23 protein-coding genes are annotated in these 22,098 nt (G+C 64.2%); 7 read left to right on the forward strand and 16 right to left on the reverse strand.

Translation table 11 applies throughout. The features are described 5' to 3' along the window. Positions 1-983 precede the first annotated feature (983 nt). The gene (locus tag GPA27_RS18025; protein ID WP_169141875.1) at positions 984-3,278 is read right to left on the reverse strand and encodes a TonB-dependent receptor; all 2,295 of its coding nucleotides are present in this window, start codon (positions 3,276-3,278) and stop codon (positions 984-986) included. Positions 3,279-3,460: 182 nt separating this feature from the next. Here GPA27_RS18025 and GPA27_RS18030 point away from each other — a divergent pair, with 182 nt between their 5' ends. Then, positions 3,461-4,858 carry a sensor histidine kinase gene (locus GPA27_RS18030; RefSeq protein ID WP_256223023.1) on the forward strand — a complete coding sequence of 466 codons (1,398 nt, stop codon included), beginning with the start codon at positions 3,461-3,463 and terminating at the stop codon, positions 4,856-4,858. Then, complete coding sequence (locus tag GPA27_RS18035) at positions 4,859-5,491, forward strand: response regulator (protein ID WP_169141877.1); 633 nt, start codon at positions 4,859-4,861, stop codon at positions 5,489-5,491. Between the two features lie 271 nt (positions 5,492-5,762). Here GPA27_RS18035 and GPA27_RS18040 read toward each other — a convergent pair whose 3' ends face one another. Both GPA27_RS18040 and cadR read right to left on the reverse strand, forming a co-directional pair. Beyond that, positions 5,763-5,894 carry a hypothetical protein gene (locus GPA27_RS18040; RefSeq protein ID WP_256223024.1) on the reverse strand — a complete coding sequence of 44 codons (132 nt, stop codon included), beginning with the start codon at positions 5,892-5,894 and terminating at the stop codon, positions 5,763-5,765. 122 nt (positions 5,895-6,016) lie between these two features. After that, positions 6,017-6,487, reverse strand: coding sequence for a Cd(II)/Pb(II)-responsive transcriptional regulator (cadR, locus tag GPA27_RS18045; RefSeq protein WP_169141878.1), 471 nt, complete (start codon positions 6,485-6,487; stop codon positions 6,017-6,019). Positions 6,488-6,597: 110 nt separating this feature from the next. Here cadR and GPA27_RS18050 point away from each other — a divergent pair, with 110 nt between their 5' ends. Further along, the gene (locus GPA27_RS18050) at positions 6,598-9,000 is read left to right on the forward strand and encodes a heavy metal translocating P-type ATPase (RefSeq protein ID WP_169141879.1); all 2,403 of its coding nucleotides are present in this window, start codon (positions 6,598-6,600) and stop codon (positions 8,998-9,000) included. 47 nt (positions 9,001-9,047) lie between these two features. After that, positions 9,048-9,566 carry a hypothetical protein gene (locus tag GPA27_RS18055; protein ID WP_169141880.1) on the forward strand — a complete coding sequence of 173 codons (519 nt, stop codon included), beginning with the start codon at positions 9,048-9,050 and terminating at the stop codon, positions 9,564-9,566. A 151-nt stretch (positions 9,567-9,717) separates the two neighbouring features. On the opposite strand, the gene GPA27_RS18060 is transcribed toward GPA27_RS18055, so the two are convergent. The 3 genes from GPA27_RS18060 to GPA27_RS18070 all read right to left on the reverse strand — a co-directional run bounded on the left by GPA27_RS18060 (position 9,718) and on the right by GPA27_RS18070 (position 11,546). Then, the gene (locus GPA27_RS18060) at positions 9,718-10,056 is read right to left on the reverse strand and encodes a YnfA family protein (protein WP_169141881.1); all 339 of its coding nucleotides are present in this window, start codon (positions 10,054-10,056) and stop codon (positions 9,718-9,720) included. Then, on the reverse strand, positions 10,053-10,463 hold the full coding sequence (gene merR, locus GPA27_RS18065) for a mercury resistance transcriptional regulator MerR (protein ID WP_169141882.1): 411 nt from the start codon (positions 10,461-10,463) through the stop codon (positions 10,053-10,055). The genes GPA27_RS18060 and merR overlap by 4 nt, the downstream gene beginning before the upstream one ends. 276 nt (positions 10,464-10,739) lie before the next feature. Then, entirely contained in the window at positions 10,740-11,546 is an 807-nt protein-coding gene (locus GPA27_RS18070) for a transporter (protein WP_169141883.1), read from the reverse strand. 237 nt (positions 11,547-11,783) lie between these two features. Here GPA27_RS18070 and merT point away from each other — a divergent pair, with 237 nt between their 5' ends. The 3 genes from merT to GPA27_RS29370 are packed head-to-tail and all read left to right on the forward strand — an operon-like array spanning position 11,784 to position 12,687. After that, positions 11,784-12,164, forward strand: a complete 381-nt coding sequence (gene merT, locus GPA27_RS18075) for a mercuric ion transporter MerT (RefSeq protein WP_169141884.1) — start codon at positions 11,784-11,786, stop codon at positions 12,162-12,164. Between the two features lie 14 nt (positions 12,165-12,178). Beyond that, on the forward strand, positions 12,179-12,466 hold the full coding sequence (gene merP, locus GPA27_RS18080) for a mercury resistance system periplasmic binding protein MerP (RefSeq protein ID WP_444541844.1): 288 nt from the start codon (positions 12,179-12,181) through the stop codon (positions 12,464-12,466). Continuing rightward, positions 12,463-12,687, forward strand: a complete 225-nt coding sequence (locus tag GPA27_RS29370; protein WP_169141885.1) for a GDCCVxC domain-containing (seleno)protein — start codon at positions 12,463-12,465, stop codon at positions 12,685-12,687. The genes merP and GPA27_RS29370 overlap by 4 nt, the downstream gene beginning before the upstream one ends. Before the next feature lie 29 nt (positions 12,688-12,716). Here GPA27_RS29370 and GPA27_RS18085 read toward each other — a convergent pair whose 3' ends face one another. From GPA27_RS18085 to GPA27_RS18130, 10 genes are all read right to left on the reverse strand, one after another. Next, positions 12,717-13,187, reverse strand: a complete 471-nt coding sequence (locus GPA27_RS18085; protein ID WP_169141886.1) for a disulfide oxidoreductase — start codon at positions 13,185-13,187, stop codon at positions 12,717-12,719. A gap of 472 nt (positions 13,188-13,659) precedes the next feature. Continuing rightward, positions 13,660-13,941 carry a hypothetical protein gene (locus GPA27_RS18090; RefSeq protein ID WP_169141887.1) on the reverse strand — a complete coding sequence of 94 codons (282 nt, stop codon included), beginning with the start codon at positions 13,939-13,941 and terminating at the stop codon, positions 13,660-13,662. Positions 13,942-13,957: 16 nt separating this feature from the next. Continuing rightward, entirely contained in the window at positions 13,958-14,275 is a 318-nt protein-coding gene (locus GPA27_RS18095) for a hypothetical protein (protein WP_169141852.1), read from the reverse strand. 39 nt (positions 14,276-14,314) lie between these two features. After that, positions 14,315-14,920, reverse strand: a complete 606-nt coding sequence (gene petA, locus GPA27_RS18100) for a ubiquinol-cytochrome c reductase iron-sulfur subunit (protein ID WP_169141888.1) — start codon at positions 14,918-14,920, stop codon at positions 14,315-14,317. 11 nt (positions 14,921-14,931) lie between these two features. Next, positions 14,932-15,816 (reverse strand): F510_1955 family glycosylhydrolase, encoded by an 885-nt coding sequence (locus GPA27_RS18105; protein WP_211165076.1) that lies wholly within the window; start codon positions 15,814-15,816, stop codon positions 14,932-14,934. A gap of 25 nt (positions 15,817-15,841) precedes the next feature. Further along, positions 15,842-16,546 carry a c-type cytochrome gene (locus tag GPA27_RS18110; RefSeq protein ID WP_169141889.1) on the reverse strand — a complete coding sequence of 235 codons (705 nt, stop codon included), beginning with the start codon at positions 16,544-16,546 and terminating at the stop codon, positions 15,842-15,844. Between the two features lie 69 nt (positions 16,547-16,615). Then, positions 16,616-16,972 carry a copper-binding protein gene (locus tag GPA27_RS18115; RefSeq protein ID WP_169141890.1) on the reverse strand — a complete coding sequence of 119 codons (357 nt, stop codon included), beginning with the start codon at positions 16,970-16,972 and terminating at the stop codon, positions 16,616-16,618. A 64-nt stretch (positions 16,973-17,036) separates the two neighbouring features. Beyond that, positions 17,037-17,312: a CopK family periplasmic copper-binding protein gene (locus GPA27_RS18120; RefSeq protein ID WP_169141891.1), complete on the reverse strand. Its 276-nt coding sequence runs from the start codon at positions 17,310-17,312 to the stop codon at positions 17,037-17,039. Positions 17,313-17,368: 56 nt separating this feature from the next. Then, positions 17,369-20,527 carry an efflux RND transporter permease subunit gene (locus GPA27_RS18125; RefSeq protein ID WP_169141892.1) on the reverse strand — a complete coding sequence of 1,053 codons (3,159 nt, stop codon included), beginning with the start codon at positions 20,525-20,527 and terminating at the stop codon, positions 17,369-17,371. Continuing rightward, positions 20,524-22,089, reverse strand: coding sequence for an efflux RND transporter periplasmic adaptor subunit (locus GPA27_RS18130; protein ID WP_169141893.1), 1,566 nt, complete (start codon positions 22,087-22,089; stop codon positions 20,524-20,526). Before GPA27_RS18130 ends, GPA27_RS18125 begins: the two co-directional genes overlap by 4 nt. Between the last annotated feature and the right edge of the window lie 9 nt (positions 22,090-22,098).

A 22,098-nucleotide genomic window follows, 5' to 3' on the forward strand; every position in this document is an offset into this window, starting at 1 on the left:
TGCGAGACTGAAACCCACCGTTGCATCGCCATATCCGGGTAGTTACAGTCCAGTGCTCAACACAGCGAAAACAAGCACTTACGAGGCATTTCGTAATTTTCGTAAGATGCCAAAAGCATCTACAAAACTCGTAAGTACTTGAATATTTGGGGCGACATACCGGGATCGAACCGGTGACAACTGGAGCCACAAGACTGGGGCCTAACACTTAAAATCAAACACTTGCGTCACTTTTCTTTCAAAACAACGTCGCGCCAAAGCCAGCAACTGCACAGAACTACGCAGGACTTTTGAAAGTCGTTGGACGTAACTTGATTTATTCCGAATGCATTGCACCATGCAGCATGGTGCTTCGTGAAGTCACGCAAGTCTCATGCAGGGTTTCAGGCCTTCCTCGGGCACAACGTGGATCCCACACGAAGTCAATCGGCTCGATCGAATGCCACATCCGGCGCCCTTAAACTCCACATGGTGCGTCCGACAAGTGGGCCGCCTCCATCAGTTCGGCCGTATGGTCAGCGCCAGAGCCAGAGCAAGTTCGAATTGTGTTCGAGCATGGGTTTCTGTGCGGCCGCCTGCCGCGACTAAGCATCGCCAACCATGCTCACCAGCGCCCACGTTTCGTTGACCAGATCGGGACCACGGCAGTCCTCGCCCTTGTCGGTTTGACATTATCCCCGAATGTCAGCAACCGACCCAAGGACCGCTCGTTCGGCCGAGTGCCAAGCAAACGTTCAAAACGTCTTGTCAAGCGACATGGAGATTTGCCCCTGACACGTCGTGCTGCATGAGCGAATGCAACGGATAGGCACGCCAGCAATCCGCGCTTGAATACGTTTACGTGGCTCCATGTGCCCTCGAGAATTCGTTGAACGGATGCCATTCCACGCAACCGGGCTTCAGGAATTCTTACGGAACGCAAACTTCTGGCCAACGACGGCTTTCACATGCTCCTTTGTGGAGGGCCGAGTGCCAGCAACGGATTAGCTCCCCTTCCAGGCGTAACGCACGCCGATCCACGCGCTGCGCGGCGTACCGGGGGCGACGAACCGTTCTTGGCGCCATTCGCCGGGATCCGCTGCAAACGCGTTGCCCGCACCGACGAAAGGATTCTCCGCCAGCGCGCCGGCGGTCGCGTAGCGCTTGTCGAAGAGGTTGTCGATGCGGCCGAACAGGGTCCAGCCGCGTGCGAACCGATAGTCGGCACTCACGTTAACGACGGCATATCCGGGAAGCTTCCCGCGGCCTCCGAACTCACCGTCGGGTTCATGGCGGTTGTTCTCGTTCCCGCGCACATATTGGCCGGAGTATGCGAGGACGTCGGCCCCGAGGCGAAGGGCGTCGCTGGCGCGCCAGTCGAGTCCGAGCTTCAGGCTGTGTCGTGGCAGTCCCGGAAGCCGGTCGCCGCGCGAAACGCGGATTTCGTCGTCGGGACAGCCGTCACCCTCCGTGCTGTTGTTCTCGGCGAGGATGCAGGCGGAGGACTGGAAAGTGGCCTCGAGGTAGCTGTAGTTCACGCGCCAGTCGAGGGCGCCGCTATCCCCGGTCAGACCCAGTTCGATGCCCTCGCGGCGGGTGCGCCCGAAATTGGTGAAATAGCCGAGGCTGCCGCCCGTACCGACGAAGAGGATGTCGTCGCGGTTGGTGCTGCGGAAGGCGCTTGCGTTCCACTGCACGTTTCCGGCGAGCTTGCCACGCACCCCCAGCTCGAAGGTCCGGGTGACGACCTGATCGAGGAAGGGGTCAGCGGCCATCGCATTGGGCAGGCTGCAGGCATTCTCGGGATCCGCACAGCCCAGTTCGATCGGCGTCGGCGCGCGGTTACCCTGGGAAAAACCGCCGTACACGGTGAGAGCGGGCGCGGCTTCCCAGGTGAGGCCCAGCGCGGGGTTGAGCTTGTGATAGGTGAAGTCGCCGTTGAGGGCGTCGCCCATGCGGTCCCGGTTGATCACCCTGGTGCGATTGAAACGCAGCGAGCCGGTCATATGCACGGAGGGGGCCAACATGACGGTGTCGGTGGCATAGACGCTGGTGGTTCGGGTGCGACCGAGCAGGCTGTTCACCTGCTCCTCGTCGTCCGCGGCGGCGATGCCGCGGCTCCCGGTGAGTTCGCCGCCCTGCTCGCTCTGACGGAAGCCGGCACGGCTGCGGTCATGGGACACGCCGACGGCGAACTGGTGGGCACCGGCGATGCGGCTCCACTGAAGAGCCAGCCCCGCTGCGTTCTGGTCGGTGCGGGTGCGGTTGAGCACACCGCTTTCCGGGCCCTCACCGGCGGGGAAACCGGCATCGGCCCATTCCTCGAACTCGTCCTTGTATTCGTCGTTGCCGTCTCCGTTCAGCGTCCGGGTACGGGTGCGCCGCGTGTAGATCGTGCCGGAGATCTGGTCGTTGTCGTTCAGCCAATGGCTCCCGGAGAGCGCCAACAACGTGCTTTGGTTCTTCGTCTGGTCGGGATGGGTGAAAATCGCTTCACGCCGCTGGCGTTCCATGCTCTCCGGCACCAGACCATTGCCGATCAGGTCGGTGCTGGCGTGACCCAGGGTCAGAGCAAGATCAGTCTCCCCCTTGGTCCATGCGAGCTTGCCGAACAGCTGGCCGACCTCGGATGGAGAACGGTCGCGCCACCCGTCCTCCTTCATCCCCTCGGCAGCGACAAACCAGGAGAGTTCGTCGCGCTTGCCGCCGTGCTCCACGGATCCGCCGCGGCGATTAAAGGAACCGCCGTACAGCTCCATCGCGCCGCCCGGGTGGGTGTCGCCGCGCTTGGTCTGGATTGCCAGCGCGCCCCCGAGGGTGTTGAGACCGTAAAGCGGGTTGGAGCCGGGCACCAGCGTCATCGAGGCGATCGCCGCCTGGGGGATCAGATCCCAATTGACCACGTCGCCGAACGGCTCGTTGACGCGCACGCCGTCGAGGAACACGGACAGGCCCTGGGGCGTTCCGAGCAGCGGCGACGCGGAAAAGCCGCGGTAATTGACGTCGGCCTGGTAGGGATTGCCCTGAATCTCGTTGACATTGACGCTGGGCAGGCTGCGCTGCAGGTCCTCGGCGAGCGATACACCGCCCGCCTTGCGCAGTTGCTCACTGCTCAAGGTCTGGACATTGGCGGGGATCTGTTCTTTTGGAAGGCCGATACCGGGCAGCGGCGTGGTGCCGACGACCTCCACCGGCGCGAGCTCGACCGTCTCGGCGGCCGCGACCGTCGTGGCGGACCCCAGGGAAGCGATCAGGATCGCGAGTGCTTTGCGGATCGGTGGCTGGCGGTCGAGCTGCATGAAAATCCTCGTAGTCTGCTGGTGTTGGTCGGCGGGTCGCCTGTGCCGTGGTCCCGCCGGATGCACGACGCAGCGTACGCAGGCTGGGCCCTGCCTTCCATAGGAAAAATTCCCGATTTTCTCGATGCGCCTCCTGTCGGGCCGATGTGATACTCCCCCCCATGGAACTAACCTACGTACTGTTGCGCCGCGCAGCGGCGATTTCGCTTGCCTGTCTGCTCTGCGTCCTGCTGCTCGCGGTGTGGCAGGCGCGATCGGACGTGCGTCGGGAGGGGCTGGGCGCAGGGCAGCTTGCCCAGCTGAGCAGCCAGCTCGCCGCTTTGCAGAACGTGGCGGAAAGCGGGCTCCAGGAGAAGATCGGGGCACTGCGCGCAGCGGGGCATCTGCGCCACCTCGACTTCCGGCTCGAAGATGCGGGCAGCGGTGAAGTGCTGGCGCAGTCGAAGGCGGAGGAGTTGCCGCCGCTTGCGATGCGCCCCTTCCTGTGGCTGTTGAACCTCTTTGCGCGCCCGCATGCCGCTGAGGAGTCGTCCTGGCTTCTCGAGCGCGCGGATGGCCGCAGCTTTCGGGTCACGCTGACCACGAATCCATTCAGCGAGCAAAGAGAGGCATTCGATGACATCGTCGGCGTCACCGGCGTCCTGGTCCTCTATAGCCTGTGCCTGCTGGCGGCCCTGTACTGGGCGGTCCGTCATGCCTTCGCACCGCTGCGCCGCATTCTCGACACCATCGGTGCATTCGAACGCCAGGACTATCGGGCACGCCTGCCGGCGATGCGCATCCGCGAAATGGATGTGATCGCGCGTGCGCTCAACCACTTGGCAGGGGCACTGGGCCAGATACAGGAGGAGCGGCGCCTGCTCAGCCTGAAGCTGCTGACCCTGCAGGAGGACGAGCGCAGTCACATCGCCCGCGAACTGCATGACGAACTCGGCCAGTCGCTCACCGCGATGCGTGCGGACGCGACCTACCTGCTGCGGCGGACCGCTCAGCAGCCGGAGCTGCACGCCGTCGTCGCGGAACTGGAGCAGCAATGCGCCCGTGTCCAGCAGGACATCCGCAATCTGCTGGGGTGGCTCGGGAGCCCAAGCGATGCGACGAACCGCGGGCCGATTCCGATCGACGAGCTGGTCGAGGCCCTGGTCGAGAGCTGGCGTAACCGTCCGGGCCAAACGATCGAATACCGGCTGACGGTCGACCTCGGCGGCATCGATATCCCGCAAGCTCTGGCACTGACCCTGTACCGCATGACCCAGGAGGCGCTGACCAACGTGGCCCGCCACGCTGACGCCAAGACGGCGGCGGTCCGCCTCGTCGCCCGCCCCGGAAAGGGCATCGAATGGTCAGTGTGTGACGATGGCGTCGGCATCGCCTCCTGCAACGAGGCGTTGCAGCAGGGCAACGGCCTGGCCGGCGTCCGCGAGCGGGTCTGGGCCCATGGCGGCGAGCTGGAAATGCTGGATCGGGGTCCGACGGGCGCGGCACCGGGGCTGTGTCTGCTCGCATGCTTTCCTTGGCCGGAAGCGGATCGCGCATCAGCCGCACCGAGCTTGCGCAACGACGAACTGGCGGCCACCTGAATGACCTGCCTGCGCGTGGCAATTGCCGACGATCACGCCGTGGTGCGCACCGGCTTTCGACGGTTGTTGGAACTCGAGCCGAATGTCACCGTGGTGGCGGAATTTGGCGACTGCGAAACGGCATACACGTGGCTGTGCGCCAATCGCGCCGATATTCTCGTTCTCGATCTTTCCATGCCCGGCCGCGGCGGCCTCGAAACGTTGCGGCGGCTGAAAGCCAGAGTGCCAACGTTGAAGATCCTCGTCTTCAGCATGCATGGCGCGCCGGCGATGGTCAGTCAGGCGATGCAGGCAGGAGCCGACGGCTATTTGACCAAGAGCAGCGCGCCGGAAGCGTTGATCTCGGCAGTGCTGGACCTCGGCGCGGGCGGACACCCGTTGTCGCAGGAGGCCGCACGCGCCTTGAACGAAGCCGGGAACGACAGCCTGGCGCCCCATCTGGTGCTGTCGCCACGGGAATTCCAGGTATTCACCCTGCTCGCACACGGACTGGCGGTAGACGAGATCGCGGGGCGGCTGTGCGTCAGCGCCAAGACCGTGGCCAACTATCAGACAGCCATCCGGCAGAAGACCGGGCTCGGCAACGCGCTGGAGATGTTTCGCTATGCGCGGACCCACGCATTGCTTGAGTGAGCCGAAATGCGCCTGCCTTCCACTCACTACTGGTTGATTCAGCGGGCTTCAGTCCAGCCCCTTTCTAGAAGATCACGGGACTGCGGCGGACTCGTCCGCCGAAGAGAGAACGTCGGACCGTCGGTCACCGTAACGCGCACCCCGAGCGCAGGAAAAGCAATTTCGCACTGCGCGAAGGGTGAATGCACTCATCATCGACGCCATCCAGGACGTACGGTCGAGGACGACGCCGGCCAAGTGTGTGGCGGCTGTCCGCTGTTCGAAGGATACATCAAGGTCCGGTTGTGGCCGAAGCTGTAAAATAACGGCAGACGATGCGCCAGCTGTCGGGCGCGTCATCGAGACGCGCCTGCATGACCTCCAGCTCTTCCCCATGCAATTCGCGATGGCCACCGGCTTTCATGGAGCTGCCTCGCCCAGCGCAGGAAACATACGCCACCCCGATCAACCCGACTACGTTTCGGATTGAAGTGTCTGCGGGCGGCAGGGCACGGTATCATTCATTTTGGCATGCCCATGCCGAAGTCATTTTCCGGCATTGCGGGCTCGGGCACCACCATGCACGCCGTGCACGTGCCCACCCTCGTTAGTCGCTCCCTGGCGCGGGGGCTGTGACAGCTCGTTCAGGATGCCGCAGTGGGCTGCGTCCCGCGCCTCGTGGCACCTTTCGCGCAAGCTCGTGAGCTGTTGCTCCAGCGCGAGAAGTTCGCGGATGCGGGCGGCGACGTGACCGATGTGTGCGTCCAGCAGCGTATTCACATCTCCACAGTTCTCTGCGGGTGCATCCTTGAAGCGCAGCAGGATGCGAACCTCGTCCAATGCCATGTCCAGCGATCGGCAATGGCGAACAAACGACAAGCGCTCCACGTGACTCTCGTCGTAAATGCGGAAGTTTCCTTCCGTACGCGGAGGGTCAGCCAGCAACCCTTCACGCTCGTAATAGCGGATGGTTTCCACCGGGGTGCCGGTGACTCTTGCCAGCTCACCGATTTTCATCTTGCTTGCCCTCCAGGCCGCGACAAAGGTCGTGCCTGCATCTTAGGTGCTTGACTCTATAGCGACTACAGATTGTTAAATGACCTTGAGACCAGACCAGGGAACCGAGCATGAGCAAATGCACCGTCGAAGACTGCGGTTGTGCCTCCGTACCGCGATCGCCGGGCGACTTCTCCGCCAACGACCCCCAGTGGAAGCCATCCCGTCTCGACGACATCGACTGCCCCACCGACGCGGCGCTGATCCGCAACAACCTGGAGCCCCTCGACGGCGTGACGGGACTCGATCTCGCGCTGACGCGGCGCACGTTGGACGCGAGCGATCACCCCGACTCGCCGACCTCGGTCGATGCGGCCTTGCACGACACCGGCGTGTGGGCACATCGCATCGATACGCCCGCTGACCATGTACGCACGGTGCTCTCGATCGTCGGGATGGACTGCCCGACCGAGGAGGCGTTGATCAGGAACAAGCTCGTCGGCATGGACGGTGTGGCCACGCTCGATTTCAACCTGATACAGCGTCGCCTGACCGTGACGCACCGTCCGGGCGCATTGGACGCGGTTCTGGTCGCGCTGCAAGCCATTGGTCTCAAGGCGAAGGTCGAGTCGGAGGGTCCGGATAGCGCAGCCGAGCAAGCTAAATCCTCACGCCAGACCAATTGGTGGACGATGGCGCTTGCCGGGGTCACCGCGACGCTGGCCGAGGTCGTGTACTGGGCCAACGGCGGCGACCACTGGGCGGTCGTCGTGCTGGCGCTGGCGTCGATCCTCAGCGGCGGCGTGTCGACCTACAAGAAAGGCTGGATCGCGCTCAAGCACCGCAATCTCAACATCAACGCGCTCATGTCGATCGCCGTGACCGGCGCGATGCTCATCGGACACTGGCCGGAAGCGGCGATGGTGATGTTCCTCTTCGCGCTGGCCGAGGTAATCGAAGCCAAATCGCTCGACCGGGCGCGCAACGCGATTCGCGGCCTGATGGATCTCGCGCCCGAAACCGCGACCGTGCGTCAGGGCGATGGCAGTTGGGTGGCAATGCCGGCCAAGGTCGTGCCGTTGGGGGCGGTGGTACGCCTGCGCCCCGGTGAGCGGATCGCTCTCGACGGCGTGGTGACAAGCGGACGGTCAACGGTGAATCAGGCTCCGATCACCGGCGAAAGCCTTCCGGTGGATAAGGCCGAAGGCGACAGCGTGTTCGCGGGCACCATCAACGAGGCGGGATCGTTCGAATATCGGGTGACGGCCGCGGCAAGTCATTCCACCTTGGCCCGCATCATTCACGCCGTCGAATCGGCTCAGGGTAGCCGCGCGCCGACGCAACGCTTTGTCGACCAGTTCGCCCGGATTTACACACCGTCGGTGTTCGCCGTCGCATTCTTGGTGGCCATCGTGCCACCCCTGGCATTCGATGGCGCATGGATGGACTGGATCTACAAAGCCTTGGTGCTGCTGGTGATTGCCTGTCCGTGCGCACTGGTAATCTCGACGCCTGTCACCATTGTCAGCGGTCTCGCTGCGGCGGCTCGCAAAGGCATTCTGGTGAAAGGCGGCGTGTATCTCGAAGAGGGGCGCAAGTTGGCCACACTGGCCCTCGACAAGACCGGCACGATTACCCACGGCAAGCCCGCCCAGACGGACTTCATGGTGCTGAGCGGTGATGCCAACCGAGCCCACATTCTGGCGGGCAGTCTCGCTGCGCGCTCGGATCATCCGGTCTCACTGGCGATCGCCCGTGCCGCGACCGAGCAGGGATGGGTGTTACGCGACGTGGCCGATTTTGCCGCCATTCCTGGCCGAGGGGTGCGGGGCAGCATTGACGATCACTTGTATCAACTCGGCAACCACCGGTTGATCGAGGAACTCGGGCTGTGCTCAACCGAACTTGAGAACAAGCTTGGCGCTCTGGAGCGCCAGGGCAAGACGGCGGTGCTGCTGACCAACCAGACTGGAGTACTTGCCATCTTCGCAGTCGCCGACACGGTTCGCGAAACGAGCCGTCAGGCCATCGCCGATCTGCATTCGCTCGGCGTGAAGACGCTGATGCTCACGGGCGATAATGCCCATACGGCCGAAGCGATCGCCCGCGCGGTGGGCATCGATGAGGCAAGGGGTAACCTGTTGCCGGAAGACAAACTCAAGACCATCGAATCGCTCATGACGAACGGGAAGCGTGGCGAGGTCGGCATGGTGGGCGATGGCATCAACGACGCCCCTGCGTTGGCCCGCGCGGACATTGGCTTTGCGATGGGTGCCGCCGGCACGGACACTGCGATCGAGACCGCGGACATCGCGCTGATGGATGACGACCTGCGCAAAATTCCCGCCTTCGTGCGCTTGTCGCGCGCCACCGCCGTGGTGCTGACACAGAACATCGTTCTTGCACTCGGCATCAAGGCGGTGTTTCTGATGCTGACCTTTACTGGGGACGCCACGATGTGGATGGCAGTGTTCGCCGACATGGGGGCCAGTCTGTTGGTGGTGGCGAATGGACTCCGCCTGTTGCGGAGGTAGGGGTCAAGAAATCCGAAGGTGTTTTCCAACCGATGGGAGAGTGCGAAATGAAAAAGACGACTTTGATTACGGCATTGGTGGCGGCCGCGTTTTCAGCGGCGCCGGGCATGGCCCAGCAGACGGCGGCCCCGCCCGCGAAAGACGCTCAAGTGCAGCAGAAAGCGCCCGACGTCGCCGAGTTCGACAAGCAAATGGCGCAGATGCAGCAGAACATGCAGCGGATGCAGGAGCAAATGGAGAAGATCCGCCAGACCCAGGACCCGCAGGAGCGACAGAAGCTGCTTCAGGAGCACTGGACGACGATGCAGAACGGCATGGGAATGATGCACGGCATGTGGGGGCCGGGGATGATGGGCTGCTGTGCAGGCGGCCCGATGATGGGTGGGGGAATGACGGGCGGTCACATGATGGGGTGGCGCGGGATGGGGGATTACTACTCGAAACTCACCCCGGATCAGATGAAGCAGCGCCAGTACATGATGGATCGGTACATGGGCATGCAGCAGCAGATGATGGATCACATGATGCAGCATCAGAATTACATGTGGATGCAGCCGCCTCGGTGAGGATGCGGGAGCGGTACCAGGTCTGCCGGCCTTGGCTTCGAGCCCGATCGTTTCCGGTTGGGCTTTGTCCCCCGAAGACGGGATCTGTTGCCCGGGCCTTTGGCCTCCCTATCGCCTGCACGCACAGGGACGCGTGGTCTGTCGACTGTACTCAGATTTTCGCGGACGGTTGCAACGCGATGACCGCCATTCCGACCAGCGCAATGGCCGCACCCGCCAGATCCCAGCGCGTCAGCGCCACGCCATCGACGACCCGCAGCCACAGCAAGGCGACCACGATGTACATGCCACCGTAGGCCGCGTAAGTGCGGCCCGCCGCCGACGGGTGCAGGGTCAGCAGCCAGGCGAAAAGTGCCAGCGACGCGGCGGCCGGTAGCAACAGCAGGGCGGTCCTGCCCTGCTTAAGCACCAGCCCGGGCAGATAGCACCCGATGATCTCGGCCAGCGCCGTTACCGCGAACAGTGCGCTCAGTCTTGCCAGTTCGATCATGGGCGCCCCTGCAACGAAGCGATGAGCGGACAGGTCACCGCACCGCGTGTCGCCCCACAGCGGGCGACAAGCTGGCTCAGCACCGACTCGATGGTGAGCAGATCAGCGAGTCTCACCCGCACGTCCTCAAGTTTGCGCTCGGCGAGGCTGCGCGCCTCGTCACAATGGGCGCCGTCCTCCAGCTTCAGCAATTCGCTCACTTCATCCAGCGAAAAACCGAGCCGTTGTGCCGACTTGATGAAGCGCACACGAGCAAGGTCGTCGTCGGCGTAGCGGCGAATGCTGCCGCGCGGACGCTCAGGTTCGGGAAGCAGGCGCTTGCGCTGGTAGAAGCGGATGGTCTCGACGCCGACGCCTGCCGCCTCGGCCAGAAGACCGATGGAGAAGCCGTCGGATGGGGTTTTCATGGTCCTTGACTCCGTACTTAAGTACGGAAGTAAGCTTACACCATGCAATCGAAGACCTCGATCGAGAACTTCCCTTGCCCCCGCCGTGATGGGCGCAGCGCCTTGAAGGTCTCGGTTGGTCAAACCCACGGTTTGCAGGTTCTTTCCGCGCCAAGAGGTTCAAGTCGAGATCCCCCTTCGCAGCAGCGACCAGGATGCGCACTGGGACTACCTGAATAAACTGGCTAACCAGGAGCCGGCATGGGCAATGAGCATGAAGATTGGCCGAACGCAACGCTATTTGAAGGGGTGCTCAAGCGAGAGATAAAGCAACACCCCCTGCGTTCCCGATGACGACCCCACACCGATCGGCCGGGAGAACCCATAAACGATCTGGAGCCCGGAATCGAAGTTGGACGCATAGCGGAAGCCGGGGTTGATGAACAGCGCCTTCTCGCGCTGCGTGCTGCCGTCCGGCAGGACCGCTTCGAAGTCCGTCCCCGCCACCTCCAGCATCAGATTGAAGTTTGGCGACGCAAGGTAGATGAGGCTGGCGCCATAGTTCGAACCCACCGTGTCGGCCCGCGCGCCGCCGGGTTCCTTCGATTTCGGCGTGAAGGTTCCCCCCAGGTTCCAGTGGGTCACCCACGAATCGGACAACTCGACGCTTAGGGGCAGATTGACCTGGATGCCGGTGGCGCCGGTGCCGTGGCCTTTCTTGTAATCCCCGGTCGGGGTGATGATCGACAGTCGGGGCGCAAAGGCGATGCGGTCCTTGGCGATGGCCTGGTAACGGTAGTTGAGCGCGATGTCGCCGACACCGGTTGTGTGGTCCGGATCGCCGATGCGCACCACGGGCACCGTATAGGACAGTTGGTGGGTCTCGTCGCCGAGCGGCCACTCCTGCGTGAAGGCATAGGCCCATTCCTTCGACTGGCGCAGGTACATGAAGCTCTGGATGTGCTGCACCACCCCGGCCTCCTGGTTGTAAGCCTCCTCGACCAGAAAGGAGTTGTCCTGAATCTTCTTGGTGCTTTCGGCCGTGGCTTGTGCAGGCAGGCCCATGGCGAGGCCCAATGCCAGCGCATAACGGTGAATCGACATTCGTCTTTCTCCCTTGATATTGCATCCATCGGCGCCTCACCCAACCGCTGCGGCGCGTGAGGCGACCCTGCTCATTTCAACCGGAAATTCTCCTTGGTTTCGCCTTTGCCGGGAAGAGTCGCGCTGACAGCGACCCGGACGCCGACGCCGACCGGCCAGCAGACCGATGGAGAAACCGTCGGATGGGGTTTTCATCGCGCTTGACTCCGTACTTAAGTACGGAAGTAAGCTCATACTATGCAATCGAAGACCTCGATCGAGAACTTCCCTCACGCCCGCCGTGATGGGCGCGGCGCCTTGCTCACTGGTGGCGTGGCGGCCATCCTCGCTTCAACCTGCTGCCTGGGGCCGCTGGTACTGCTTGCGCTCGGTTTTTCAGGGGCATGGATCGGCAATCTGACCGCCCTCGAACCCTATCGCCCGGTGTTCATCGCGGTGGCCGTGGTTTCGCTGTTGCTGGCTTGGCGACGAATCTGGCGACCAGTCGTGACGTGCCCGCCTGGCGCGGGATGTGCAGTCCCGTCGGTCAAATGGTTGTACGAGGTGCTGTTCGCGATCGTGGCCGTGCTGGTGCTGATCGCGCTCATCTTCCCAACCATTGCACCCTGGTTCTACTGAGAGGAGATTCGAAAGTGAGAACACATCTGCTGACGGTGGCATGGATGACAACGTTCACCCTGCCGACTTGGGCGGCATCCACGACGGTCACGTTGTCGGTGCCGACGATGGACTGTCCGGTCTGCCCGATCACGGTCAAGAAAGCGCTGGGCAAGCTTGCCGGGGTTGAGGCGGTCACGGTGAACTTCGACCGGCGCGAAGCGACCGTCACCTTCGACGACGTCAAGACCAATGTCGAGGCGCTGACCCGGGCTACGCGGGATGCTGGTTACCCTTCAACCTTGGTCGGCAGCAAGCCATGAGCGGGATCGTTCTCGAATCGACGCTGTCCTGTCCGGCGTGCGGTCACACCAAGACCGAAACGATGCCGACGGACGCCTGCCAGTGGTTCTATGAGTGCGAGCATTGCCACGTCGTCTTCAGGCCACGGCCGGGTGACTGCTGCGTGTTTTGCTCGTACGGTACCGTGCCTTGTCCGCCGGTCCAGGCGCACGGGAAGCAGTGCGCTTGTTGGAAGGAATAGGTGCATGCACACCCTACCGCGAGCAGACGCTAGCCAGCATACTTAGGATCGCTTGGACGCTTGAAGTGCGCCGCGAGCAAGAGCACATTGATTATCGAAAATGCGGCCACCCACAGCAGCGGAATCGCTGCGAAACCCGACCACATGATCTGCGTCTCGGTGCACGGCATGATCCGGGTGCATGCGGCGGCCTCCCCCGGCGCAGCGGCAGTGATCAACAGAAGGTGGACGACCGAGACCAGCCACCCGACGCCCGCCAATGGAAGTGCGTAATACACGACCTTTCGGTCGAACAGGAAGATTCCCACCATCAGAATCGGGACCAGTGGGAACATGAAGATGCGCAAGTACCAGCAGATGACGCAGGGCACAATGCGCAGCATTTCACTCAGGGCAAGCGCACCGATCACTGACAGGCCCGCAATCGACCAGCACATCAAGATCAGCGCCCAGGTAAGACCAAAGAGGTCTTCCTCCGTCGAGCGTCTATGGATGTTCATCGACTCGGATCTCAGCGGCAAGGAGCAGGTACGCAGACGGGAGAGGAATGGGTTCGCGTTGCCATGACGATATCGGATTCGGACGAAATCGGTCGAGTGGAAATACGTCGCAGGGTGCCAGCGATTGCCCACGGCGGGCAATTTCTCGCTCGGCACGAGCACTTGGTCGAGGAATCGGAGATTACTCCATGTGCGCAGGCTCGAACCAGACGTTGAACGGGAAATAAAGCAAATCGCCCATGCTGAGCAAGGGGGCAAGACTTGCGGCAAAAATTTAGGCTCTGTCACCGTTAAGTGTTGAACTACCGCATTCGATAACTATATTTTTATATAGCCGTTGGCGCGGAGAGGCGGTGATGAGGACTACTGAGTTCGAGCGCGTGCTGAAGCTGTTGGGGCTGCTTTCACACCATCAGCGAAGCAAGGTCGTTGAAGACTGCGGTCTTTCATGATAACTCCATTGACTCATATGTCATTTCGAACCGCCTTGGGATCCCGAATCGGAGTACCCCCCGCCGAACCAGCGGGACCACCATCTCGTCGTGCACATCGCTCCGCAGGCGAGCAGGATCAGAACCGCCGTCAACAATCCCGTGGCCGCGAGCCAGTCCCAGCTCAGGTACAGTCCCCCTCCCGCGCCTGCCGCGATGAACAGAGCGACAATCCCTGCGAGACTGAGCCGGCCGCGCTGCGGAGCGAAACGCTGGCCATGCTGCGTTGCCGTCTCGGCGCCTGTATTCTTCGTGCCGTCCATGTGCTCCTCCTTTCAGTCAGGGTTTCGGCCGCTCAGGCAGCACGCCTGGATCTCGCGTGGAATCCGTCTTCGCCGGAGTGCAGGACTGACCGTTCCGCAACTTGTCGGCGCAGAGTCCGAGCGCGCACATGGCGAGACAGGGGACGGCAGCCAGGATCAAGGGCGCGATGCCCGCCGCAACGAGCCAGCCCCAGTTCAGGACGATGCCCGCAATCGCGCCGACAATTGCTACGGCGATCAGGATCTTTGTGCCGGCCGGCCGTTGATGTGACGAGGGACAGACACTCCGATTCGCGGACCTCGCATCAGCTCCGGCGGTTTCTAACTTTTCCATCGCTAATCTCCTTCAAGTGCTCCACACCGACGGCAATCCTCAGGCACTGCCCTCATCGGCGCCGATCAGCAGCGCCGACTCACCCAGATACCGATACGGCGGAATCTCGAGGTTCGTGGGCGCTGGTACGTTCTTGAATACGCGGCCGGCGAGGTCGAACCGGGAGCCGTGGCAGGGGCAGTAGAAGCCGCCCGGCCAAGCTGGTCCGAGGTCGGACGGGGCCACTTCCGGGCGGAAGGTGGGGACGCAACCGAGATGCGTGCAGAGGCCGACCGCCACCAGGTACTCGGGCTTGCGCGAGCGCAGCGGGTTCGTGGCGTACTCCGGCTGCTGCGGCCTCTCCGAGCGGGGATCGCTCAGCAGCGGATCGTTCGCCTTCAGCCGCTCGATCATCCCGGGCGTGCGATGCAGGATCCATACCGGTTTGCCCCGCCACTCGACAGTCATCAGCTCGCCAGCCCCGAGCTTGGCGACATCGGCCTCCACGGGCGCACCCGCCGCGCGCGCCCGCTCACTCGGCGACATGCTGAGAATGAAGGGAATGGCCGTCCCCATGGCGGCCACCCCACCCACGGCGGAGGTGGCGATGACCAGTTTGCGGCGCGTGGGATTTGTCGGCTTGGGCCACGGCTTCTTATCATCCATGAGGCGCTCCTTCAGCGTGCGACGCCCTGCTGCGCGATCGGCTTCCAGGTCCGACCGCCATCGGCGGAGAGATAGACGTCGCGCTTGAAGGTCGCGATCGCCAGCTCGCTCCGCCGGACCGGATTCTGGGCGATGTAGGCCACCGCATCGTCCGCGATGGCCGGAATGGTGACCGGCTCGGCCTGGCCGCCGGCCAGCGCAATCCGCGTCAGGGTGGCCCGTCCGGCATAGCCGCCGACCCATAGATGCGCGCCCTCGAGGTCGAAGAAGACGGACACGCTCTGGCCCTCCGCCACGGGTGCGAAGCGTTCGCCGGCGTCCCGCGAGACGAACGCGCCGGCGCGGGTAGCGACGGCCACGGTCCTGGGTTCGCGCGGATGCGCGGCCACGGCCGCGGGCTCGCCCCGCAGGCCTTCCGCCGTGGCGCGCGCCCAGGCAAATCCATCGTCGGTTGTGTGGTAGTACCCCGGCGCGGACATGCGCGAGTTGCGGGCCGCGCTGTACACAAACACGGCATCGGTTTCGAAGCCGGCCGCGAGCAGGTGGAAGTCCGCCTCGCCTTCCATGCCCAGCCGCTGCCACGTCTTTCCGCCGTCCAGGCTCTTCATGAGGCCGAACGGATTGGTCAGGCCCGAGCCCCGCGCTGGGTGGCCGCTGCTGTAGACGTGGCGCTTGGTTGTCGCGAAGCCCATGTAGTCGTGCTCGGGGCCGGGGGCCTTCGACCATTTGCCGTTCCGATACACTGCCAGTCCGTCATGGCTCGGCACGTAGATCGCGGCCCCGTCGGCGCTAAAGGCGAGTCCGTGGACGTGATGCAGGGTGGTATCCGCCGCCGTGGACGCCGGCGCCGCAAGCGCCATGCCGACGATTGCGAGTCCTGCGATGAGTTTCTTCATGGGTGTTTCTCCTTCGTGAAACTCCTCAGTCGCACTGCCGCTTGATGAACGTCGCCATCTCCTCCGGCCCTGCGAACACGACGATGGCCCGGTCTCCCATCATGCCCGCGGGCAGGAGCACCGGTTTGCCGCGATCCGGACCCTCGGCGCTGGAGTCGGTCTTGAAGCGCAAGTTGAATTCCCAGAAGGCGACGGTCTTGCCGGACGCGGTGATGGCGCGATACGTGTCCCCGCAGTAGCGGATTGCGGTGACCAGGTTGTCCTGGGCGGCTTGCTTCAGGTTGGCCTTCGCTCCCTGAGCCATCATGCCCATTCCGCCACGGGAAACCGGTGCTTCCTTCCCTTCGGACACGGCCTTGAGATAGGCGACGAGATCGGCCCGCGCCCGGTGGTCGGCGACGCCCCGGAACGCCATACCGTTGCCGGGGACCAGCGCCTGGGGATCTTTCAGCCATCGATCCAGGCTCTGCTCGTTCCAGAGGAGGCCGGAGCGCTTGAGGGGATCGGAATACCGGAGAAAGCCTTCGGCCGCGCCCGCCTTGCGTCCAAAGACGCCGGCCAGGCTCGGCCCGGTCATATGGCGACTGCGTTCCACGGAATGGCAGGCCGCGCACTGCTCGAATAGCGCCGCGCCGCGCTGGACATTACCCTCCGCGCGGGCCGGCACGTTCCCGCCCGCGAGCATCCAGCCGCACAGGGCTGCGGCGATGAAGCGGATTCCATTTGCCATGGCTGACCTCCAAGATCCGCCCGTTAAAAAAGCCGGCCGGCGCAGCTTGGTGGCCCGCCGGCCTGCCGGTCATTTCACGCCCGTCACGACGTATCCCTTGCCCTCCTGAGCAAAGTCGAACTCGACCTTCTTGCCCTCGGCGAGCTTGTCAAACAGCATCTTGTCCTTGACGGCGAAGGTCATGTTCATCGCTGGCCAGTTCATGCTCTTGACCGCTTCGTGGGCGACGGTGACGGTGCCGGCTTTGGCATCGAGCGCCTTGACGACGCCGACAGCCTTATGGGTCTTCGCGCTCGGGGCGGACGGCTTGCCCATGTCCATGTTCTTCATGTCCATGCCTTTCATGTCGTCCATCTTCTCCTGCGCGAAGGCACTGCCTGCCAGCATTAGGGTGGCCAGAAGGGATGCCAGAATCGTTTTTTTCATGAGTTGCTTCCTTTCATAAGGGCTTGGGTGAAATGCAGGGGCTGATCGAAGCAGCCCCATCCTGCTAGAACTTCGGGTTCAGGGTGCCTTTCTCGGTGATCGTCTTCCACAGGGCATCGTTTTTCATCACGTACTGGGTCCCGTCCTTGCCTTCCATCTTCACGCCGTTCTTCATCTTGACGCGGTTGCCGGCGGCATCGATATGAACCATCGTGCCATCTTTCTGCATGGTGACCTTGCCGCCATCCTTGAGCTCGATGATCTGTGCCTGGACCCGCTCTTCAGCGGCGAAAACGGACAGCGAGAGAGACAGCAGCATCGGTATCAGCAACTTGCGCATGATCATTCTCCTTACGATTAATCAGGGGATTGCACGTGCTCGCATGCGTCGATCGATCACATCGGGACCACCTCCTTTTTCGGTTCGCGGTTGAGAGGGCGCCGCCGCATCAGCAGATAGGCGGCCGGGATCACGAACATCGACAGCAGCGGCGCGGTGATCATGCCGCCCACCATGGGGGCGGCGATGCGCTGCATGACTTCGGAACCCGTGCCGCCCCCCCACATGATGGGGAGCAGGCCGGCGAGAATGACGGCGACGGTCATCGCCTTGGGCCGCACGCGCAGCACCGCGCCTTCGCGGATCGCCTCCTCGAGCGCGGCGCGGGTGTGGGGCTCGTCGACGTTCTCCTCATCCTCCCAGGCATTCTTGAGATAGAGCAGCATGATCACGCCGAACTCGGCCGAGACGCCGGCCAGCGCGATGAAGCCCACGGCGCCGGCCACCGACAGGTTGTAGCCGAGCAGATAGAGCAGCCAGATGCCGCCGACCAGCGCGAAGGGCAGCGTCGCCATGATCAGCAGCGCTTCGTCGAAGCGTTTGAAGGTCAGATACAGCAGCACGAAGATGATGAGCAGCGTGAACGGCACCACGACCTGGAGTTTGGCCGTCGCGCGCTCCAGGAACTCGAACTGGCCGGACCAGGAGATCGAATAGCCGGGCGGCAGCTTCACCTGGTCGGCGACCGCCCGCTGCATGGCGTGCACCGCCGAACGCAGGTCGCGCCCGCGGATATCAACGTACACCCAGCCCGACAGGCGCGCGTTCTCGCTCTTCAACATCGGCGGGCCGTCCACCACCGCGACCCGCGCCACGTCCGAGAGCAGGATGCGTGCGCCGCGCTCGGTGACGATCGGCAAGGCGCGGATGCGCTCGACCGAATCGCGGATCTCGCGCGGGTAGCGCACATTGATCGGAAAGCGCGACAGGCCCTCGACCGTCTCACCGATGTTCTCGCCGCCGATGGCCGAAGAGATCACCGACTGCACGTCGGCGATGTTCATGCCGAAGCGCGCGGCGGCGTCGCGGTCGATCCGCACGTCGATGTAGCGGCCGCCGGTGAGCCGCTCGGCGAGCGCCGAAGAGACGCCGGGCACGTCCTTCAGCACGCGCTCGATCTCGCCGGTGATGCGGTCGATCGCGGCCAGATCGGTGCCCGCGACCTTCACGCCGACCGGGCTCTTGATGCCGGTCGCCAGCATGTCGATGCGGTTGCGGATCGGCGGCACCCAGATGTTGGCCAGGCCCGGCACCTTGACGATACGGTCGAGCTCCTCGACCAGCTTGTCCGGCGTCATGCCGGGCCGCCACTGCTCGCGCGGCTTGAACTGGATGGTGGTCTCGAACATCTCCAGCGGCGCCGGGTCGGTCGCCGTCTCGGCGCGCCCGGCCTTGCCGAACACGCTCGCCACCTCAGGCACGGTCCTGATCAGCCGGTCGGTCTGCTGCAAGAGCTCCGACGCCTTGCCCGCCGACAGCCCCGGCAGCGCCGAGGGCATGTAGAGCAGATCCCCTTCGTCGAGCGGCGGCATGAATTCGCCGCCGATGTGCTGCAGCGGCCACAGGCTCCCGACCAGGAGCAGTGCGGCAACCACCAGGGTCGTCTTGGGGACGCGCAGCACGGCATTCAGCAGCGGCTGATAGGCGGCGATCAGGAAGCGGTTGAGCGGGTTGCTCCGCTCGTCCGGAATGCGGCCGCGGATCAGGTAGCCCATCAGCACCGGGATCACGGTCACCGCCAAACCGGCGGCGGCGGCCATGGCGTAGGTCTTGGTGAAGGCCAGCGGCGAGAACAGCCGTCCCTCCTGCGCTTCCAGCGTAAACACCGGGATGAAGGACAGGGTGATGATCAGCAGCGAGAAGAACAGCGCCGGACCGACTTCGGCGGCCGAGTCGCCGACCACCCGCCAGTGCGCGTCGCCAGCCAGTTCTTGCCCCGGGTGTTCGTGTGTCCACTGCTCGAGATGCTTGTGCGCGTTCTCGATCATCACCACCGCCGCGTCCACCATCGCGCCGACGGCGATCGCGATGCCGCCCAGCGACATGATGTTGGCGTTCACGCCCTGGTAGCGCATGACGATGAAGGCGGCGAGGATGCCGAGCGGCAGCGACACGATGGCGACGAAGGCCGACCGCAGGTGGAACAGAAAGAGGAAGCAAACCACCGCGACGACGATGAACTCCTCGACCAGCTTGTGCGTGAGGTTGTCCACCGCGCGCTCGATCAGGCCGGAGCGGTCGTAGACCGGCACGATCTCCACGCCTGCGGGCAGGCTCGCTTGCAGCGCCCCGAGGCTGGCTTTCACCGCGTTGATCGTCTCCAGCGCGTTCTTGCCGGTGCGCATGACGATGACGCCACCGGCGACCTCGCCTTCGCCGTCGAGCTCGCCGATGCCGCGGCGCATCTCCGGCCCGACCTGCACCCGGGCGAGGTCGCCCAGGCGCACCGACACGCCGGCATCGGTGCTCAGCAGCGGAATCTTGCGGAAATCGTCCGGCGACTGCAGGTAGCCCGAGGCGCGCACCATGTACTCGGCCTCGCCGAGTTCCAGCACCGAGCCGCCGCTCTCCTGGTTGGCCTTCTGGATCGCGTCCACGACCTTGCCGTGCGGCAGGTTGTAGGCACGCAGCTTGTCGGGGTCGAGCACCACCTGGTACTGCTTGACCATGCCGCCGATCGAAGCCACCTCGGCGACGTTGGGCACGGCCTTGAGTTCGTACTTCAGGAACCAGTCCTGCAAAGTGCGCAGCTGGGCCAGATCATGCTGGCCGGTGCGATCGACCAGCGCGTACTCGTAGACCCAGCCGACGCCGGTCGCATCCGGCCCGAGCGAGGCCTTGGCGCTGGCCGGCAGGCGCGACTGCACCTGGTTCAGGTATTCGAGGACGCGCGAGCGCGCCCAGTAGAGGTCGGTGCCGTCGTCGAACAGCACATAGACGAAGGAGTCGCCGAAGAAGGAGAAGCCGCGCACCGCCTTGGCGCCCGGCACCGACAGCATGGTGGTGGTGAGCGGGTAGGTGATCTGGTTCTCGACGATCTGCGGCGCCTGGCCCGGGTAGGTCGTGCGGATGATGACCTGCACGTCGGAGAGATCGGGCAGCGCGTCGAGCGGGGTCTTCCCGACCGACCAGACGCCCCAGGCCGCCACCATCGCGGTGGCCAGCAGCACCAGGAAGCGGTTGTCGATGGACCAGCGAATGAGCCGGGCGATCATGGCTTCTGCTCCATGCCCGTCCCGTTCGCCGGTTCAATGCGGGTCAGCACCGGGAGGCCATCCTGGTTCATCGTGAAGGCGAATCTCACCGATTGACCGGGCGTCAATCCCGGCGGCAGACCGGTCGCCGGTGCGCCGAAATCCATCGTCATCGCGCCCCACTGCAACGACGGAATGGGGCCGTGGGAGAGGGTCACGGCGTCCTTGCCGACCGCTTCGATCCTGGCTTCGCCGCGGTGCTCGATCGTTGCCGCGGGCGCCGGGGCGCCGTCCGCCATGCGTGTGCTCGTCGCCTTGAGGCTGGCCTCGGAATCCACCAGGAACTGGCCCGACACCACGACCTGCTGGCCGGCGGCCAGGCCGCGTTTAATGCCGGTCTGGCCGCCCGCCTCGATGCCGATGTCCACGTCGACCGGGCGGAACCTGCCGTCGGCCTCGGCCAGCATCACCACCGTGCGCCGGCCGGTCTGGATGATGGCCTCGCTCGGCACCATCAGCCCCTGCTCGGTCCGCGCGCCCACGGTCACGCTGACGAACATCCCCGGCGCCAGTTGCGCGCCGGGGTTGGCCACGGGGTTGACTAACTCGACCCGCGCCTTGAGCGTGCGCGTGGCCGGGTTAACTTCGGGCAGGATCGCCTGCACCGTGCCCTTGAACACGGTGCCCGGCAGGGCCGGCGAGCGCGCTTCCACGCCGGCTCCCAGGCGTAGCAGCCCCGCCTGGCTCTCGGGGATTTCGGCGTTGGCCCAGACGGTGGACAGCCCGTTGATGCGGAACAGCGTCGCGCCGGGCATCACCGTCATGCCCTCGCGCGCCAGCAACTCGACGATGACCCCGCCGAGGGGCGCCGTCAGCGTGATGCGCGGCTGCACCGTGCCGCTGGTTTCAACGACGCGGATTTGCTCGTCATTCATGCCAACCTGGCGCATGCGTTGGCGGGCGCCATCGATCAGCCCCGCCAGATCGCTGCCCTGCATACGGCGCACCGACAGGAATTCCTCCTGGGCGGCGACCCAGTCCGGCACGTAGAGATCGGCCAGCGGCTGGCCCTTGCCCACGCGGTCCAGCGTGGCGCGCACGTGGAGGCGCTCGATGTAGCCGGTGGCGCGCGCCTGCACGAGCGCCTGGTCGCGCTCGTTGAAAGCGATGCTGCCGGTGGCGTCCACCTGTGGCGCGAGCGTGCCGCGGATGACTTCGGCGGTACGCACCCCGAGGTTCTGCTGCACCCGCGGGCTCACGATTATCCAGCTCTGGTCGCCATCACCATCGCCATCCGCATAGACCGGCACCAGCATCATGTCCATGAAGGGCGACTTGCCGGGCTTGTCGAACTTCTGCCCCGGCACCATCGGGTCGTGCCAGTACAGCACCTTCTTGCCGGTGGACGGATCGATGTCACCGGCTTTCATCGGAGCGGCCGCTCCGGCGGTGCCGGACGCGGCGACTGTGGCGCCGTTCGCTTGACCCATGCCGCGTTGCAGGCCGAGGGCGTACAGGCCATAGCCGCCGGCAGCGAGCACGCCGGCGACGAGGAGGCCGGTGACGAGGGGTTTGAGTGTCATAGGGTGGTT

The organism is Aromatoleum toluolicum (assembly GCF_012911005.2).
Lineage (GTDB): Bacteria > Pseudomonadota > Gammaproteobacteria > Burkholderiales > Rhodocyclaceae > Aromatoleum > Aromatoleum toluolicum.

Excerpts from the sequence above, each read along its gene's own strand:
- GPA27_RS18110 (WP_169141889.1), bottom strand. The coding sequence starts at position 16,546 with ATGGCAAATGGAATCCGCTTCATCGCCGCAGCCCTGTGCGGCTGGATG.
- GPA27_RS18125 (WP_169141892.1), bottom strand. The coding sequence starts at position 20,527 with ATGATCGCCCGGCTCATTCGCTGGTCCATCGACAACCGCTTCCTGGTG.
- GPA27_RS18130 (WP_169141893.1), bottom strand. The coding sequence starts at position 22,089 with ATGACACTCAAACCCCTCGTCACCGGCCTCCTCGTCGCCGGCGTGCTC.
- merT (WP_169141884.1), top strand. The coding sequence starts at position 11,784 with ATGCAATCGAAGACCTCGATCGAGAACTTCCCTCACGCCCGCCGTGAT.
- GPA27_RS18090 (WP_169141887.1), bottom strand. The coding sequence starts at position 13,941 with ATGGACGGCACGAAGAATACAGGCGCCGAGACGGCAACGCAGCATGGC.
- GPA27_RS18115 (WP_169141890.1), bottom strand. The coding sequence starts at position 16,972 with ATGAAAAAAACGATTCTGGCATCCCTTCTGGCCACCCTAATGCTGGCA.
- GPA27_RS18105 (WP_211165076.1), bottom strand. The coding sequence starts at position 15,816 with ATGAAGAAACTCATCGCAGGACTCGCAATCGTCGGCATGGCGCTTGCG.
- GPA27_RS18095 (WP_169141852.1), bottom strand. The coding sequence starts at position 14,275 with ATGGAAAAGTTAGAAACCGCCGGAGCTGATGCGAGGTCCGCGAATCGG.
- GPA27_RS18085 (WP_169141886.1), bottom strand. The coding sequence starts at position 13,187 with ATGAACATCCATAGACGCTCGACGGAGGAAGACCTCTTTGGTCTTACC.
- GPA27_RS18070 (WP_169141883.1), bottom strand. The coding sequence starts at position 11,546 with ATGTCGATTCACCGTTATGCGCTGGCATTGGGCCTCGCCATGGGCCTG.
- GPA27_RS18040 (WP_256223024.1), bottom strand. The coding sequence starts at position 5,894 with ATGAAAGCCGGTGGCCATCGCGAATTGCATGGGGAAGAGCTGGAGGTC.
- GPA27_RS18035 (WP_169141877.1), top strand. The coding sequence starts at position 4,859 with ATGACCTGCCTGCGCGTGGCAATTGCCGACGATCACGCCGTGGTGCGC.
- GPA27_RS18055 (WP_169141880.1), top strand. The coding sequence starts at position 9,048 with ATGAAAAAGACGACTTTGATTACGGCATTGGTGGCGGCCGCGTTTTCA.
- GPA27_RS18050 (WP_169141879.1), top strand. The coding sequence starts at position 6,598 with ATGAGCAAATGCACCGTCGAAGACTGCGGTTGTGCCTCCGTACCGCGA.
- cadR (WP_169141878.1), bottom strand. The coding sequence starts at position 6,487 with ATGAAAATCGGTGAGCTGGCAAGAGTCACCGGCACCCCGGTGGAAACC.
- GPA27_RS18120 (WP_169141891.1), bottom strand. The coding sequence starts at position 17,312 with ATGCGCAAGTTGCTGATACCGATGCTGCTGTCTCTCTCGCTGTCCGTT.
- merR (WP_169141882.1), bottom strand. The coding sequence starts at position 10,463 with ATGAAAACCCCATCCGACGGCTTCTCCATCGGTCTTCTGGCCGAGGCG.
- petA (WP_169141888.1), bottom strand. The coding sequence starts at position 14,920 with ATGGATGATAAGAAGCCGTGGCCCAAGCCGACAAATCCCACGCGCCGC.
- GPA27_RS18060 (WP_169141881.1), bottom strand. The coding sequence starts at position 10,056 with ATGATCGAACTGGCAAGACTGAGCGCACTGTTCGCGGTAACGGCGCTG.
- GPA27_RS29370 (WP_169141885.1), top strand. The coding sequence starts at position 12,463 with ATGAGCGGGATCGTTCTCGAATCGACGCTGTCCTGTCCGGCGTGCGGT.
- GPA27_RS18025 (WP_169141875.1), bottom strand. The coding sequence starts at position 3,278 with ATGCAGCTCGACCGCCAGCCACCGATCCGCAAAGCACTCGCGATCCTG.